Origin of the sequence: Serratia sp. JSRIV004 (assembly GCF_019968705.1) — a bacterium.
GTDB classification, from domain to species: Bacteria; Pseudomonadota; Gammaproteobacteria; order Enterobacterales; family Enterobacteriaceae; genus Chania; species Chania fonticola_B.
Window position 1 is genome coordinate 1,542,678 of sequence record NZ_CP074140.1, and the last position, 15,976, is coordinate 1,558,653.

13 protein-coding genes are annotated in these 15,976 nt (G+C 54.4%); 9 read left to right on the forward strand and 4 right to left on the reverse strand.

What is annotated here, in order from left to right:
- Window positions 1-89 precede the first annotated feature (89 nt).
- Both ampG and KGP21_RS07160 read right to left on the reverse strand, forming a co-directional pair.
- Window positions 90-1,568 (reverse strand): muropeptide MFS transporter AmpG, encoded by a 1,479-nt coding sequence (ampG, locus tag KGP21_RS07155; RefSeq protein ID WP_115158615.1) that lies wholly within the window; start codon window positions 1,566-1,568, stop codon window positions 90-92.
- 48 nt (window positions 1,569-1,616) lie between these two features.
- On the reverse strand, window positions 1,617-2,195 hold the full coding sequence (locus KGP21_RS07160) for a lipoprotein (protein ID WP_021180171.1): 579 nt from the start codon (window positions 2,193-2,195) through the stop codon (window positions 1,617-1,619).
- Window positions 2,196-2,548: 353 nt separating this feature from the next.
- Between KGP21_RS07160 and bolA the strand changes: the two genes are divergently transcribed.
- From bolA to KGP21_RS07205, 9 genes are all read left to right on the forward strand, one after another.
- Window positions 2,549-2,863 carry a transcriptional regulator BolA gene (bolA, locus tag KGP21_RS07165; protein WP_021805484.1) on the forward strand — a complete coding sequence of 105 codons (315 nt, stop codon included), beginning with the start codon at window positions 2,549-2,551 and terminating at the stop codon, window positions 2,861-2,863.
- A 364-nt stretch (window positions 2,864-3,227) separates the two neighbouring features.
- Window positions 3,228-4,532 carry a trigger factor gene (tig, locus tag KGP21_RS07170; protein ID WP_021805483.1) on the forward strand — a complete coding sequence of 435 codons (1,305 nt, stop codon included), beginning with the start codon at window positions 3,228-3,230 and terminating at the stop codon, window positions 4,530-4,532.
- A 421-nt stretch (window positions 4,533-4,953) separates the two neighbouring features.
- A complete protein-coding gene (clpP, locus tag KGP21_RS07175; RefSeq protein WP_021180167.1) occupies window positions 4,954-5,577 on the forward strand; it encodes an ATP-dependent Clp endopeptidase proteolytic subunit ClpP in 624 nt (207 codons plus the stop codon).
- A gap of 207 nt (window positions 5,578-5,784) precedes the next feature.
- Window positions 5,785-7,056, forward strand: a complete 1,272-nt coding sequence (clpX, locus tag KGP21_RS07180; protein ID WP_021180166.1) for an ATP-dependent protease ATP-binding subunit ClpX — start codon at window positions 5,785-5,787, stop codon at window positions 7,054-7,056.
- Between the two features lie 193 nt (window positions 7,057-7,249).
- Entirely contained in the window at window positions 7,250-9,604 is a 2,355-nt protein-coding gene (lon, locus tag KGP21_RS07185; protein ID WP_021805482.1) for an endopeptidase La, read from the forward strand.
- 217 nt (window positions 9,605-9,821) lie between these two features.
- A complete protein-coding gene (gene hupB / locus KGP21_RS07190) occupies window positions 9,822-10,094 on the forward strand; it encodes a nucleoid-associated protein HU-beta (RefSeq protein WP_004954599.1) in 273 nt (90 codons plus the stop codon).
- A 170-nt stretch (window positions 10,095-10,264) separates the two neighbouring features.
- Window positions 10,265-12,145: a peptidylprolyl isomerase gene (gene ppiD / locus KGP21_RS07195; RefSeq protein WP_179252237.1), complete on the forward strand. Its 1,881-nt coding sequence runs from the start codon at window positions 10,265-10,267 to the stop codon at window positions 12,143-12,145.
- A 210-nt stretch (window positions 12,146-12,355) separates the two neighbouring features.
- Window positions 12,356-12,733 carry a ComEA family DNA-binding protein gene (locus tag KGP21_RS07200; RefSeq protein WP_115158619.1) on the forward strand — a complete coding sequence of 126 codons (378 nt, stop codon included), beginning with the start codon at window positions 12,356-12,358 and terminating at the stop codon, window positions 12,731-12,733.
- Between the two features lie 196 nt (window positions 12,734-12,929).
- A complete protein-coding gene (locus KGP21_RS07205; RefSeq protein ID WP_039995774.1) occupies window positions 12,930-13,343 on the forward strand; it encodes a thioesterase family protein in 414 nt (137 codons plus the stop codon).
- A gap of 36 nt (window positions 13,344-13,379) precedes the next feature.
- On the opposite strand, the gene queC is transcribed toward KGP21_RS07205, so the two are convergent.
- Window positions 13,380-14,078 (reverse strand): 7-cyano-7-deazaguanine synthase QueC, encoded by a 699-nt coding sequence (gene queC, locus KGP21_RS07210; protein WP_021805478.1) that lies wholly within the window; start codon window positions 14,076-14,078, stop codon window positions 13,380-13,382.
- A gap of 163 nt (window positions 14,079-14,241) precedes the next feature.
- Window positions 14,242-15,948: an SgrR family transcriptional regulator gene (locus tag KGP21_RS07215; RefSeq protein WP_115158620.1), complete on the reverse strand. Its 1,707-nt coding sequence runs from the start codon at window positions 15,946-15,948 to the stop codon at window positions 14,242-14,244.
- Window positions 15,949-15,976 lie beyond the last annotated feature (28 nt).

A 15,976-nucleotide genomic window follows, 5' to 3' on the forward strand; every position in this document is an offset into this window, starting at 1 on the left:
GCTTTGGCGAAAATATTAAATTTTTAACGAAATAAATTCGCTTTTCTGATGCTTTTTTGTTGGCCGAATTTTATCGGCCAACAAAAAAATCACGCTAATTGCGTTCGGCGCAACGCCAGGTAGTCCAACAGGCTGCCCATGATAATCCCCACCAGGCTCAGCATGGCACCGGTTTGCAGGAGCTGCACGGCGAGGTCGGGCCAGTTGGTCCAATTCAGCGCGTTGGCGATCAGCAACAGCAGCCATACGCCTAGCAGCGAGCAGCCGATGCCCAACAGACGCAATGCCCAGCGGTAGGCGGCACGAAACTCAGTGCGTGGCATGAAGTTGTCGGTACGTTGCGTGTACTCCAATGTCTGGCGGCAGATTAACAGCAGCAACAGGCCTGGAACCGCAGCCGCGATGGAGAACAGATAAAACAGTGGCCAGCCATGGGCGGTCACGAACCAACCGGCAATCGGCCCGACGTAAACACGGCCAACGGCGGAGAGCGCCGAGAGCAGGGCAAACTGGGTGGCGGAAAAGGATTTGTTGCACAGGGTCATCAGCAGGGCGACAAAGGCTGCCGTGCCCATACCGCCACACAGGTTTTCCAGGAAAATGGCGCTGCCCATCGTCAGGATGTTTTTAGCGGTGATCGCCAACAGCCAGTAACCGATGTTGGACACTGCCTGCAAAATGCCGAACAGCATCAGCGCCCGGAACAGGCTGAGACGCTGCATCAAGACGCCGCCGAACAGGGCCCCGATGATGGTGGCAAACAGACCGAGCGTTTTGTTCACCAGGCCGACCTCGCCGGCATCGAAGCCGACGCCGCGGATCAGAAAGGTGGTACTCAAACTCCCGGCAAAGGCGTCACCCATCTTATACATCACGATCAGCAACAGGATCAGCCAGGCATTGTTACGGGCGAAGAAGTCACGCAGCGGAGCGACTACTGCCATCTCGAGGGTGCGCGGTGCAGGAATGCTGTCGTCCGGTTCTGGTGCCATCAGCGTAGCGGCTACGCCAATTAGCATCAGCCCGGCCATTAACCAGTAAGTCGCCTGCCAGCCGAAATAGCGATCGGCCAGCCACAGGGCCAGCCCGCCGGAAACCAGCATTGCCAGGCGATAACCCAGTACCGAGACTGCGGCCCCGGCACCACGTTCTTCGGCCGCCAGCAGATCGGTTTTGTAGGCGTCAAAAACAATATCCTGTGAGGCAGAACAGAATGCCACCACCACCGCCAGCGTGGCCAGCCACCACAGGTGCTGTGACGGATTCATAAACCCCATCGCCACGATGGCCACTACCAGCAGCAACTGGCTGATCAACAGCCAGCCACGCCGCCGCCCAAGGAACGGGGGAGTGTAGCGATCCATAAACGGAGACCAGAGGAACTTGAACACGTAGGCCTGACCTACCAGTGAGAAGATACCAATGGTTTTCAGATCTAGGCCTTCGACGGTCATCCAGGCTTGCAGCGTGCCGGAGGTCAATGCCAGCGGAAGCCCCGAGGCAAAGCCCAACACCAACAGGATGACGGAGTTACGCTGGGTAAAAATATTCAGATACTGTTTCGACATGAGATCCTGGTCTGCGTTGCCCGGAAGTACAGGCAACGCATTGCCTGATTAACGTGCGTTTTGCTTGATAAAGTCGTTGACGCTGGTGTCTTGAGCCATATCGGCGATGACGTCACCCAGCACGGTGTTGACCGCATCGGTGATTTTTTCATTGCTGGCGGTGAAGGCACCCTGCACGTTATAGGTAGAACGGTAGTTCTTCACCTGCTTGTTGCCGTTTTTGGCCTGCGCGATGATTGAAATATCCGCTTTGGTGGTGATGTTGTAGCGCAGGTTGCCTTGGGAAACGTCGGCAAACAGCGTATTCACCACGATCTGCAAATCAACCGCACCTGATGGCCCAATCATATAGCCACGCGCGCCCATTTGCTTTTCCAGCACTTCTTGTAGCAGGAAGCGCAGATCGCGCGATGGGGTCAGGGTGATCAGTTGGCCGTCACGGTTCACTTTGGCCAGCGCCTGGTCTGGGCGTTGATCGGCACCGTTAATGCTGATGGTGATCCCTTGCAGGGTTGGGTCCTGCTGTGGCAACACGATCTTCGGGGTTACGTTCAGGGTATTGGTGCTGGTAGCACAGCCAGCCAACAGCAGTGCAGCCAGCAGCGGAAGACAAAGTTTTTTTAACATTATGACTGTCTCATCAATCGTGGTTTTATACCCGGTGCTGTTCAAGCCCGCGGGCAGGGTTGTGGGTGCTTGATAATCAAAGCGCTAGAGTCAACGATAAATTGCCGCCATCATAGCATTGCCAACAACGGGGGGAAGTGTTGAAGGTGGCCGTGACGTAAATTTTTCCTCAACCAGAATAAAAACAGGCTTTTTTGCGAGGCTCAATCGGATAAACCTCAACTGAGCCGCTTTTGTTGATGCTTTTTACAGCAAAGAGCGGTGGGATTTACGATAGCCATGTTCTGCAGGGGGCAAAACCGACTAATATTAAAGTAGAACCTGGTAGCCTGCCGGTGTTGTAAGGAGATCCTATGATCCGCGAGCAAATAGAAGCAAAGTTAAGGGCGGCGTTTGAACCCGCGTATCTGGAAGTGACTGATGAGAGCTATCGGCATAATGTTCCCGCTGGATCCGAAAGTCATTTCAAAGTGGTGTTGGTGAGCGACCGCTTTGTCGGCGAACGGTTCCTGACCCGCCATCGCTCCATTTATGGCGTGTTGGCGGAGGAACTGGAAAACGGCGTACACGCGCTGGCATTGCATACCTATACCTTGAAAGAGTGGGAAGGGCTGCAGGATACCGTTCCGGCTTCACCACCTTGTCGTGGGGCGGGCACACTGGCTTAATACCTAAAATTTACGGTATCAGTGGAACTTTTACCCGTATTTAAGGTATTACTACTGACGAATTTTGCAACGGCCTGCGGGCCGTTGCTGTTTTTGACGACGACAAAGCCGAAGGCGTTTGCAGCTCTGATGGCCATGGCATCAAGGTGTTTGGGCGAAAAATCGGCAAAAGTGTGATTTTTAACGCGCCAGTGCTGCCTTGCCATCCTCGACTAGCTACGCTTGCGCCGCTATAATGTCGCGTCTATTTTTTCCGGAATGGTTTCGGAACGCTCTCGACATCAGGGAACTCGGTTTTTAATGTAGCCGTCCTGGTTCTTGGAACGGAGTTGACCGAGCACTGTGATTTTTTTGAGGTAACAAGATGCAAGTTTCAGTAGAAACCACTCAAGGCCTTGGGCGCCGTCTCTCTATTACTGTACCCGCTGATGTTATCAATCAGGCAGTAAAGAAAGAGCTGATCAACGCAGCTAAAAGCGTACGTATCGACGGTTTCCGTAAAGGCAAAGTGCCAATGAACATCGTCGAACAGCGTTATGGCGCCTCCGTCCGTCAGGACGTGCTGGGCGATCTGATGCAGCGCAACTTTGTTGACGCGATCATCAAAGAGAAAATCAACCCGGCCGGTGCACCAAACTACGTACCGGGCGAGTATAAAGAAGGCGAAGATTTCGCTTTCACCGTGGAATTCGAAGTCTATCCAGAAGTTGAGCTGAAAGGCCTGGAAAGCATCGAGGTTGAAAAACCTGTAGTTGAAGTTAACGACGCGGATGTTGATACCATGCTGGAAACTCTGCGTAAGCAGCAGGCGACCTGGAAAGACACCGACGGCGCAGCCACTGCTGAAGACCGCGTGACCGTTGACTTCACCGGCTCTATCGACGGTGAAGAGTTTGAAGGCGGTAAAGCTGCCGATTTCGTTCTGGCTATGGGCCAGGGCCGCATGATCCCAGGCTTCGAAGAAGGTCTGGTGGGTCATAAAGCCGGTGAAGAGTTCACCATCGACGTCAACTTCCCAGAAGATTACCACGCAGAAAACCTGAAAGGGAAAGCGGCCAAGTTCGCTATCGTGCTGAAGAAAGTTGAACAGCGCGAGCTGCCAGAACTGACTGAAGAGTTCATCAAGCGTTTCGGCGTGGCTGATGGTTCTCTCGCCGGTCTGCGTACCGAAGTGCGTAAAAACATGGAGCGCGAACTGAAAGGCGCCGTGCGTAACCGCATCAAGACTCAGGCTATCGACGGTCTGGTCAACGCTAACGAAATCGACGTGCCAGCGGCACTGATCGACGGCGAAGTCGACGTTCTGCGTCGTCAGGCTGCACAGCGTTTTGGTGGCAACGAGAAGCAAGCGTTGGAACTGCCACGCGAACTGTTCGAAGAGCAAGCCAAACGTCGCGTTGTGGTCGGCCTGCTGTTGGGCGAAGTGATCAGCACCAACGATCTGAAAGCCGATGAAGAGCGCGTTAAGACCCTGATCGAAGAAATGGCTTCCGCCTACGAAGATCCGAGCGAAGTTGTTGAGTTCTACAGCAAAAACAAAGAGCTGATGAACAACATGCGTAACGTTGCTCTGGAAGAACAAGCGGTAGAAGCCCTGCTGGCTAAAGCGAAAGTGACTGAAAAAGCCACTACCTTCAGCGAGCTGATGAACCAGACTCAACAAGCTTAATGCTGGTTGATGCCAGGAACGGCCTGATGGCAGGTCCATTGCCGTAGCAGGGAGTTCCTTACAAGGCCCGTAACTTTGGTTACGGGCTTTTCTTTTGCCACGTGACTGATTAATCTCGGCTTAACTGTGGCAATATGCACTATATTTATTGGGACGAGGATGAGTGGCGGTAGCGGAAGGCCAGTGGTTGTGACCTTGCCTGCCACACAGGGATGTTGGTGAAATTGTTCACCGGGCTTGAAATTCGCTCTGTGACCCCCCAATTCCTACAACAGTATGGGCCGCTTTATCCGCCTGGCGGAATGATAGCGCCGTCAAATCAGTGTGGAGCCTGTCGATGGCTTGAACGTAGTCATGATGGCCGTTCTCAAGTAGAATCGACAGACAATGGCGCCAAGGCAATTTCTATTAGGAGACGGTAATGTCATACAGTGGCGAACGAGACCAATTTGCACCTAACATGGCACTGGTGCCGATGGTGGTAGAGCAGACTTCGCGCGGGGAGCGTTCTTACGATATTTATTCCCGCCTGCTGAAAGAGCGCATTATCTTCCTGACCGGCCAGGTTGAAGATCATATGGCTAATCTGATCGTGGCGCAGATGTTGTTCCTCGAGGCAGAAAGCCCAGAAAAAGATATTTTCCTGTATATCAACTCACCGGGCGGCGTGATCACGGCGGGTATGTCAATCTATGACACCATGCAGTTTATCAAACCGGACGTCAGCACCATCTGTATGGGGCAGGCGTGTTCCATGGGGTCGTTCTTGCTGACGGCAGGCACCAAGGGCAAGCGTTTCTGCCTGCCAAACTCCAGAGTGATGATCCACCAGCCGCTGGGCGGCTACCAGGGCCAGGCAACGGATATTGAAATCCATGCGCGTGAGATCCTGAAGGTGAAGGCTCGTATGAATGAGCTGATGGCACAGCATACCGGCCAATCGCTGGAGCAGATCGAACGTGATACCGAACGTGACCGCTTCATGACGGCGGAAGAATCGGTAGAATACGGTCTGGTCGACAGCATTCTGACGCACCGCAGCTAAAACTATACCCAAGGGCCGCAAGCTGTAGAGCGTACCTGCCGCCTGAAGGGTTATTAGGTAGCGCGCGGCTTGCGGGCCGATAGGCTATAGTATTCAGAGCGGGCCTGGCTCGCTTTAAACAGCGTTATCGGCGTTCCCGGTATAAAGTTTGGGCGCATTGTCGCCGCGTAATGGTGCGGGACAAAGACAAAAGAAGAGGTTTGACTCATGACAGATAAGCGCAAAGACGGTTCAGGAAAGTTGCTGTACTGCTCTTTCTGCGGCAAAAGCCAGCATGAAGTGCGTAAGCTGATTGCCGGTCCGTCAGTGTATATCTGCGATGAATGTGTTGATCTGTGTAACGACATTATTCGCGAAGAGATTAAAGAAGTTGCGCCGCATCGCGAGCGTAATTCATTGCCGACACCGCACGAAATTCGTCACCACCTGGACGATTATGTTATCGGCCAGGAACAGGCGAAAAAAGTGCTGGCGGTGGCGGTCTATAACCACTACAAACGCCTGCGTAACGGCGATACCAGCAATGGCATCGAACTGGGCAAAAGCAATATTTTGTTGATCGGCCCAACCGGTAGCGGCAAAACCTTGCTGGCAGAAACGCTGGCACGTTTCCTGGATGTGCCTTTCACCATGGCCGATGCCACGACGTTGACCGAAGCCGGTTACGTGGGTGAGGACGTGGAAAACATCATCCAGAAACTGTTGCAGAAATGCGACTATGACGTGCAGAAAGCCCAACGCGGCATCGTCTATATCGATGAAATTGACAAGATTTCACGTAAGTCAGACAACCCGTCCATCACCCGTGACGTTTCGGGCGAAGGCGTGCAGCAGGCGTTGCTGAAGCTGATCGAAGGCACGATTGCGGCGGTTCCACCACAGGGTGGGCGTAAACATCCGCAGCAGGAATTCCTGCAGGTGGACACCTCCAAGATCCTGTTTATCTGTGGCGGTGCGTTTGCCGGCCTGGATAAGGTGATTGGCCAGCGCGTTAACACCGGTTCCGGTATCGGTTTTGGTGCCACGGTGAAGGGTGAATCTGAAAAAGCCACCGAAGGCGAACTGCTGTTGCAGGCAGAGCCGGAAGACTTGATCAAATTTGGCCTGATCCCGGAATTCATCGGTCGTCTGCCGGTGGTTGCCACCCTCAGCGAACTGAGCGAAGAGGCACTGATCCAGATCCTGAAAGAGCCGAAAAACGCCCTGACCAAGCAGTATCAGGCGTTGTTCAATCTGGAAGGGGTCGATCTGGAATTCCGTGAGGAAGCGCTGAACGCCATCGCCAAGAAGGCCATGACGCGTAAGACGGGTGCCCGTGGTCTGCGTTCGATTGTCGAAGGCGCGCTGCTGGACACCATGTACGATCTGCCGTCGCTTGAAAGCGTAGATAAAGTGGTGATCGACGAATCGGTGATCGCTGGCCAATCCAAGCCGTTATTGATTTACGGCAAACCGGAAGCGCAGGCTTCTGGCGAATAATTAGCCAGTCAAACCAGAAAGTTAATCGTAAAAGGGGGATTTTATCCCCCTTTTCTTTTTCTCTACATTGTTACCGTTGAATGTCAGAGATTCATCCCCATATACTCATAATCCAGATTTTGTGAAACGTTTGATGCTGGCGTCTCATGAGATCCCCCTAATCCTGGCGGAAATTAAACTAAGAGAGAGCTCTATGAACCCTGAGCGTTCCGAACGCATTGAAATCCCCGTGTTGCCATTGCGCGACGTGGTGGTTTATCCGCACATGGTGATCCCGTTGTTTGTTGGCCGGGAAAAATCGATTCGGTGCCTCGAAGCCGCAATGGATCACGATAAAAAGATCATGCTGGTGGCGCAGAAAGAGGCCTCGACGGATGAACCTGGCATTAACGATCTGTTCTCGGTCGGTACCGTTGCATCGATTTTACAGATGCTGAAACTGCCGGACGGCACGGTCAAGGTGCTGGTCGAAGGTTTACAGCGTGCGCGTATTACCACGCTTTCCGACAGCGGCGAACACTTCGCTGCCCAGGCTGAATATCTTGAATCACCGGCTATCGACGAGCGTGAGCAGGAAGTCCTGGTGCGCACGGCGATCAATCAGTTTGAAGGCTACATCAAGCTGAACAAAAAAATTCCACCGGAGGTGCTGACGTCATTGAACAGCATCGACGACGCTGCACGCCTGGCGGATACCATCGCTGCGCATATGCCGCTGAAGCTCAGCGACAAGCAGTCGGTGCTGGAAATGTTCGATATCACCGAGCGTCTTGAGTACCTGATGGCGATGATGGAGTCGGAAATTGACCTGCTACAGGTTGAGAAGCGCATCCGTAACCGCGTCAAGAAACAGATGGAAAAGAGCCAGCGCGAGTACTATCTGAATGAGCAGATGAAGGCGATTCAGAAAGAACTGGGCGAGATGGACGACACGCCGGATGAACACGAGGCGTTGAAGCGCAAGATCGAAGCGGCCAAAATGCCGAAAGAAGCGCGTGAGAAAACCGAAGCGGAACTGCAAAAGCTGAAAATGATGTCGCCGATGTCTGCGGAAGCGACCGTCGTGCGTGGCTATATCGACTGGATGATCCAGGTGCCGTGGAATGCGCGCAGCAAGGTGAAAAAAGACCTGCTCAAGGCGCAGGAAGTGCTTGATACCGATCACTACGGCCTGGAGCGGGTCAAAGACCGCATCCTTGAGTATCTTGCAGTGCAGAGCCGCGTCAGCAAAATCAAGGGTCCGATCCTGTGTCTGGTAGGGCCTCCTGGCGTGGGTAAAACCTCGCTGGGGCAGTCGATCGCTCGCGCGACCGGCCGCCAATATGTCCGTATGGCGCTGGGCGGCGTACGTGACGAAGCAGAGATTCGCGGTCACCGCCGGACTTACATCGGCTCCATGCCGGGTAAACTGATCCAGAAAATGGCCAAGGTTGGGGTGAAAAACCCGCTGTTCCTGCTCGATGAGATCGACAAGATGTCATCCGACATGCGTGGCGATCCGGCTTCAGCCCTGCTGGAAGTGCTGGATCCGGAACAGAACGTGGCGTTTAACGATCACTATCTGGAAGTGGATTACGATCTGTCCGACGTGATGTTCGTGGCGACCTCGAACTCGATGAACATCCCGGCACCGCTGCTGGACCGTATGGAAGTGATCCGTCTTTCTGGCTACACCGAAGACGAAAAGCTGAACATCGCCAAACAGCACCTGTTGCCGAAGCAGCTTGAACGCAACGCGTTGAAGAAAGGCGAATTGACGGTAGATGACAGTGCCATTATCGGCATCATCCGCTATTACACCCGTGAAGCCGGGGTGCGTAGCCTGGAGCGTGAAATTTCCAAGCTGTGCCGTAAAGCGGTCAAGTCGCTGCTGATGGACAAGAAGCTCAAACACATCGAGATCAACGGCGAGAACCTCAAGGACTATCTGGGCGTTCAGCGTGTTGATTACGGCCGTGCAGACACCGAAAACCGCGTAGGCCAGGTAACCGGGCTGGCGTGGACGGAAGTGGGCGGCGATCTGCTGACCATCGAAACTGCCTGCGTACCGGGCAAAGGCAAGCTGACCTACACCGGTTCTTTGGGTGAAGTGATGCAGGAGTCGATCCAGGCCGCGTTGACCGTGGTACGTGCACGTGCAGAGAAGTTGGGCATCAACGCCGATTTCTATGAAAAACGTGATATCCACGTCCACGTGCCCGAAGGGGCGACGCCGAAAGACGGCCCAAGCGCCGGTATTGCCATGTGTACCGCGCTGGTTTCCTGCCTGACAGGCAACCCGGTGCGCGCCGATGTGGCGATGACCGGCGAGATCACCTTGCGTGGTCATGTGTTGCCGATTGGCGGCCTGAAAGAGAAGCTGCTGGCGGCACACCGTGGCGGTATCAAAACCGTGCTGATCCCTTACGAGAACAAGCGCGATTTGGAAGAGATCCCGGACAACGTCATTGCCGATCTGGAGATCCATCCGGTACAGCGGATCGATGAAGTTTTGAACATCGCACTGGTCAATCCGGCCTTCGGCGCACAGCCGGTAGCGGTAAAATAGTGACGTATAGCAAAAACCATTGATAAAACTCATGCTGGCAAGCCAATTCGGACTTGCCAGTATTTTTTTGTGCCGCTAAGTTAGATCCCTGTCGGCTCGCGTTTCGCTGCCGTTTGGTGGCTTGCCAAGGCACGACGGGATTGATATAACAGCAGCGCTGTCGTAACCGTAGGGATTTTTTCGGTGCGACGTTTTGAATTCTAGAGGGGATGATAGAGTGAATAAGTCACAACTGATCGACAAAATTGCCGCGGGTGCTGATATTTCTAAAGCGGCAGCAGGGCGTGCTTTGGACGCCATTATTGCTTCCGTTACCGATTCCTTGAAAGAAGGGGATGACGTGGCTCTGGTTGGTTTCGGTTCTTTCACCGTGCGTGAGCGTTCAGCTCGTACCGGCCGTAACCCGCAAACGGGTAAAGAGATTAAAATCGCGGCAGCCAAAGTTCCGGCTTTCCGTGCAGGGAAAGCCCTGAAAGACGCAGTAAACTGATTACGGCGTTTAATCGCATCGCGTCGCCGGTAAACAATCACCTGACGCAGCGGTATTGGTAAGGTAAGATATAAGGCGCATCAGGTTGATGCGCTTTTTTTATTTTTGTCGCAGGGAACGCGCCTGCACAAGGGTTGTTAATCCACATCACAGCGGAGTGTTGTCACACTATGATGGACAATTTACGCGCGGCTGCTAACCACGTCGTGCTAAAAATCATCCTGGGGCTGATTATCTTGTCATTTCTTTTGACTGGAGTAGTCAGCTATCAGGGAAGTGCCGGCGATTACGCTGCGAAAGTAAATGGCCAGGTGATCGAACGCGCCCAGCTGGAACAGGCTTTCCAGAGTGAACGTAGCCGGATGCAGCAGGAACTGGGTGACCGTTTCTCTGCCATGGCTGGCAACGAAGGCTACATGCAGCAGATGCGCCAGCAGGTGCTGTCTCAACTGATCGACAAGTCGCTGCTGGACCAGTACGCGAAGACGCTGGGCCTGAGCGCCAGTGACGATCAGGTGAAAGAGGCCATCCGTCAAGAAAGCTATTTCCAGACGGACGGCAAATTCGACAACGCCAAATATCTCGACCTGATTACCCGTTCGGGCTTTAGCGCCGATCAATATGCGCAATATACACGCCAGCGGTTAATCAACCAGCAGATGATTCAGGGCTTCGGCGGCTCCGATATCGTCCCACCAAGCGAAGCAGAGTCTATGGTTGCTCTGGTCCTGCAAGAGCGCGAAGTGCGCCTGGCGACGATCGATCTCAATGCCATGATGGCCAAGCAAACCGTCACCGACGAAGAGCTGAAGGCCTTCTTCGAGCAGAATAAAAACAGCTTCATCGCGCCAGAGAAGGTGAAAGTGAGCTTTATCCCGCTGGATGCCGCGGCATTGCAGGATACTGTGACCGTTACCGAAGCGGATATCAGCGCCTATTACGATGGGCACCAGAGCAGCTTTGGCCAGCCGGAACGCAAAAAATTCAGCGTGATCCAGCTGAAAACTGAAGCGGATGCCAAAGCGGTATTGGAAGAGCTGAAAAACGGTGGCGATTTCGCTGCGTTGGCGAAAGAGAAATCTACCGACATCATCTCGCGCCGTACCGGTGGCGAAATGGACTGGATGGAACCAGATACCACGGCAGACGAACTGAAACAGGCAAACCTGACCGAGAAAGGCCAACTGTCTGGCGTAGTGAAGTCTTCAGTGGGTTACCTGATCGTGCGCCTGGACGATATCAAGCCAGCGCTGGTGAAGCCATTGAGCGAAGTGCATGATGCTATCGCCAAGCAGCTCAAGCAGGAAAAAGCGGTAGATGCCTACTATGCGCTGCAGCAGAAAGTCAGCGAGGCGGCGACCAGCGATAACGAATCCCTGGCCTCAGCGGAAGAAGCTGCGGGTATCAAGGCGGCTAACACCGAATGGTTTACCCGTGACTCGGTACCTGCTGCGTTGAACTTCAAGCCGGTTGTGCAGGCCATCTTCGATGGTTCGCTGATTGGCGAGAACGGCGCACCAGGCAGCAACTCTGACGTCATCACCGTTGACGGTGACCGTGCATTCGTGGTTCGCGTTGTGGCCCATCAGCCGGAAGGGATTGAACCTTTCGACAAGGTGAAAGATCGCGTAACCGCGATGGTCAAACACAACAAGGCACTGCAAGAAGCCAAGCTGCAGGGTGAAAAACTGCTGGTTGAGCTGAAGCAGGGCAAAGGCGATGAGGCGATGAAAGCCGCTGGTCTGAGCTTCGGCAGCGTACAGAAAATGGCACGCGCCCCGGAAGACAGCCAACTGGTGGAAGCCGTTTTCGCACTGCCGCACCCGGAAGCCGGTAAAGTGGTTTACGGCATGTCACAGGATGCTCAAGGGAACGTGGTGTTGATCGCTCTGGATAGCGTTAAGCCAGGCACTCTGCCAGCAGACGAAATGAAAACCTTCGTCAGCAACATGGAGAAAGGAAGCGCTAGCGTGACCTTCGATGCCCTGCTGACTAACCTGCGCAAAGAAGCCAAGATCAAAATGGGTGCCGCTGAGCAGCAACAGCCGTAATCTCCGCTCTCTGGTTTTGTAGGGGGCGCAGCATGCTGCGCTCGTATTCCTCCCTGCAGTGGACGGGAATAAGCACCGCATTTCTTTGCAACAGCTTGCAATACTCAAAGGCCGCTTTCGCGGCCTTTTCCACATTTAAACTCTGCCATTTGCCGATCTTCCGCCGCTGCGGCAAGGTATCCAAGCTGTCAAACACAAGGAGGATACAGCATGCAACTTAGCGAAAATAAAGCCATTATCCGTTTTACCGTTATTCGCCAGCTACTCTTGGCGGCGGCGTTGTTTGGCCTGATAGGGAGCTCGGCCATTGCCGCAGAGAAACCCTCTCAAGGGCAACCACAGGCCGCGGTGGTGTCGCCTAAGGTCAGCCTTGAAGCGCAAAGCGAGGGTGAAGCCAAGGTCAGCATTAACCAGGCAGATGCAGAGGCGCTAGCCACCGTGTTGAACGGCGTAGGGCTGAAAAAGGCAGAGGCCATAGTGCGCTACCGCGAACAGAACGGGCCGTTTAGCGAAATAGACCAGCTACAGGAGGTGCCGGGGATCGGCCCCTCCCTGGTGGAAAGAAATCGTGATCGGCTGAAAATGTGATCCCGCTCGCGGCTGCGTGGCAAAGTGCCCTCGCAGCCGCGCTGCTCTGCTACATTTTACAGGTCATACCAGTCGTCCATCGCAAACTCTTTGCCAAGCCCTGCGGTATCAGCATGCGGTCTGCAAGGAGGGATATCACTGAACGGGTATGCCGGTATTAATTTGTTATCACCAGAGCAGGAGCGGTCGTTTCACTATGCAGACTTATATCAAAGTTCGTGGCTATCATCTTGATGTCTATCAACACGTTAATAATGCCCGGTATCTGGAATTTCTGGAGGAGGCGCGCTGGGAATGGCTGGAGGATCTGGATGCTTTCCACTGGATGACGCAAAACAACATCGCGTTTATCGTGGTGAACATCAATATCAATTATCGTAAGCCTGCCGTATTGGGGGATAAGCTACGCATCGATAGCCAGATGCTGCAACTCAATGGCAAGAGCGGCGTGCTGAGCCAGCAGGTATTGCTGGAGCCGGAGGGGACCGTGGTCGCCGACGCGACGCTGACCTTTGTCTGTATCGATTTGAAAACCCAGCGGGCACTGCCGATTGAAGGCGCACTGCGTGAACACCTGGTGGCACTACAACAAAAGGATCAGCAGGCCTGATTGACTGGGCGACGCTATCGCCGCCCATAAACGAGTTCAAACCAAGCCGGTTTTCCGCTTCAGGCTGGCCATCACGCCGACCTTGTCCTGTTGATACTGCTGCAATCCGTTGGCGCGCAGGTGGCAGGCCGCACATTCACCACAACCGTCGCCTTGAACGCCGTTATAACAGGTGAGCGTCTCATGGCGAACACGTTCCAATTGTTGATAATAGTCCGCCAGCGCCCAGGTCTCAGCCTTGTTGAGCCACATCAGTGGAGTTTCAAAGCGAATATCACGGGCGATCCCCAGCACGATGGCCTGATTCAGAGCCTTAACAAACTCGTCGCGGCAATCCGGATAGCCCGAGAAATCCGTCTCGCACACGCCGGTGATCACGGCTTCGGCTTCCACCTGGTAGGCATAAATCGCCGCCAGGGTGAGGAACAGGATGTTGCGCCCCGGCACAAAGGTGCTTGGCAAGGCATCGGTCTGCGAGCTGTCGTAGGTGGGGACCGGAATGTTATCGCGAGTCAGGCTGCTGATGGCCAGCTCATTGAGCAACCCAACGTCCAAAACCTTGTGCGCCTTGGCTCCCAGGGTTTGGCATAGGGCCTGGGCCACCTCGATTTCGGCGCGGTGACGCTGGCCGTAATCGAACGTGATGCAGTGAACTTCATCATACTGTTGCAATGCCTGGATCAAGCAGGTCGTGGAGTCTTGTCCACCGCTAAAAACGACGACTGCGCGTTTCATAAATCTACCTTCTGGCTAGGGCCATTCCCGATGCACATTCGGGCGGCCGGTTTATGCCCTTTACTCCCAGGCTAAAGCGTTACTGGCCTGAACCTGGCGCTATTGGGCTTCATAACACACATGCGGGATGCTATCAGAAATGCTCGCCACAGCGTAGGGCAACCTAATCATCCAGCGGTGGTGGCAGCCAAGCCTGGCAAAAATCAAACCAGCCATAGGCGGTGAGCATCACGCCCTGTATGCGGGGAGGGGCACTGACCTGATACTGATAATTGAATAGGGGCGTGAGGATCGCCGCCCCCATCAACTGTTGATAATACGCTTTTAGCTGGCTGTAGCGTTGCAGTGGTGCTGGGCATTGCTGGATCTGTTGCAGGGTTCGCTGTTGGTATTGCCAATCCTCTTCTCGCAAAATCCCTTGCCACAGCAAATCGCGACGTAGCCAGCTTTCTAACGTCGCTTCCGGAGCTTCACCAATCAGGTTATCGGCCAGCAACAGATCGGCTTGGGCTACCTGCTCGGTACTTTGCCAACGTTTGCCGGAATAATAGCGGACCTCTAATTGGCAGCCATGCTCCGCCAGCAATTGTTGCAAAGCCTGAGTCACGCTCTCTAGTTCGATCGGTGGATGGTACAGCAGCGTCAACCGAGGGGGCAGCTCAACATCCTGTCTGACATCATGCTCAGGGATCGCCCAGCCCGGCAGCATTTCATGGCTTGGCATGATCACGCCCTGCTGGATGGGCAAACTGGCCAGCAGCCCTGAGCGCTGGATCAGCATCAGCAGCTTTTGCCCTTGTGCCTCACTCAGTACGCCACGGCGCTGGTTAATTGCCAGGTAGCACCACCCTTGGCTCATACTGCGTTGTACCGGCCGCGCCTGTGCCAGTTCTTCCTGCTGGCCGATGGTGATGCGTACCGGGTGCTGGCAACTGGTGTCGGTACTGCGGGTTGGCAGCTCTGGCGTGATCCAGTATTCGATGCTTTCAAGATAAGGATGTTGCAGATGGTAGTAAGGATGCTGTTCCAGCCGTACCATATGCGGCTCGTTTAGTGCCAGCTTAAACGGACCTGCGCCGAGGCTCGGTAACTCTGGATGTGTCATCAGGCAGGGCAGTTCTGCCAGCCGGTGAGCCAGCCAATAATCGGGCATTTGCAGATCGAACTGGACGCATAGCGCATGCGGCAGGCTGATTGCCGCCACGCTGCTCAATAATGGCTGACTGCGCGGATGGTGTTGCAGGGCGTTGAGGGTTTGCAATAGCTGTTGGCCCGTCAAGGCCTCGCCGTTATGCCATCGCAGCTGGCTGCGCAGAAAGAACTGCCAACGCAGGCCGTCTTCGCTAATCTGCCAATGATGGGCCAGATCGGGCTGTGGCTCGGGGCAACCGGTATTGAAGCGCGTCAAACCGGCATAAACGGTCGCCACCAGATGCTGTTCCGCACGGCCGCTTAGCGTCAACGGATCGAGCTTTTCCAATGTGCGGTAATAAGGGATACGCAGCGTAGGGCTGCCCTCCTGCCATTGGCCGCCGAGGTGGGGGCTTAGCAACTCTTGCAGATGCTGTGGCGCCAGCTGCGCCATTTCCAAGGCTCCCTGATGATCGCCCAGTTGCAGTAAACGTTGGAGATGCGCAGTCCGCAGTTCATCGGGGGTTTTCAGGCATTGCAACTGCGCGCGTTTCCCCCTGCCGGCCTGTGATTGCCAACTTAACCAACCCTGTTGCTGCAACTGCTGCACCAGAGTGCGCGCATGCCGCTCGCTACAATAGAAGATCGCAGCTAATTCACCGATCGTGATCGCCACCGGCGCGCTGCCTAGCTGGTGGTACAAACGTTGATACTGACCGAGGCGATGAACCAGGCGCATAGCGTTATCCTAAGGGGACAAGTGATGA

Bases quoted from the DNA above. Each gene is read 5' to 3' on its own strand.
- KGP21_RS07200 (WP_115158619.1), top strand. From the start codon at position 12,356: ATGCAACTTAGCGAAAATAAAGCCATTATCCGTTTTACCGTTATTCGC.
- ppiD (WP_179252237.1), top strand. From the start codon at position 10,265: ATGATGGACAATTTACGCGCGGCTGCTAACCACGTCGTGCTAAAAATC.
- queC (WP_021805478.1), bottom strand. From the start codon at position 14,078: ATGAAACGCGCAGTCGTCGTTTTTAGCGGTGGACAAGACTCCACGACC.
- clpX (WP_021180166.1), top strand. From the start codon at position 5,785: ATGACAGATAAGCGCAAAGACGGTTCAGGAAAGTTGCTGTACTGCTCT.
- ampG (WP_115158615.1), bottom strand. From the start codon at position 1,568: ATGTCGAAACAGTATCTGAATATTTTTACCCAGCGTAACTCCGTCATC.
- KGP21_RS07160 (WP_021180171.1), bottom strand. From the start codon at position 2,195: ATGTTAAAAAAACTTTGTCTTCCGCTGCTGGCTGCACTGCTGTTGGCT.
- bolA (WP_021805484.1), top strand. From the start codon at position 2,549: ATGATCCGCGAGCAAATAGAAGCAAAGTTAAGGGCGGCGTTTGAACCC.
- KGP21_RS07205 (WP_039995774.1), top strand. From the start codon at position 12,930: ATGCAGACTTATATCAAAGTTCGTGGCTATCATCTTGATGTCTATCAA.
- lon (WP_021805482.1), top strand. From the start codon at position 7,250: ATGAACCCTGAGCGTTCCGAACGCATTGAAATCCCCGTGTTGCCATTG.
- KGP21_RS07215 (WP_115158620.1), bottom strand. From the start codon at position 15,948: ATGCGCCTGGTTCATCGCCTCGGTCAGTATCAACGTTTGTACCACCAG.
- clpP (WP_021180167.1), top strand. From the start codon at position 4,954: ATGTCATACAGTGGCGAACGAGACCAATTTGCACCTAACATGGCACTG.
- tig (WP_021805483.1), top strand. From the start codon at position 3,228: ATGCAAGTTTCAGTAGAAACCACTCAAGGCCTTGGGCGCCGTCTCTCT.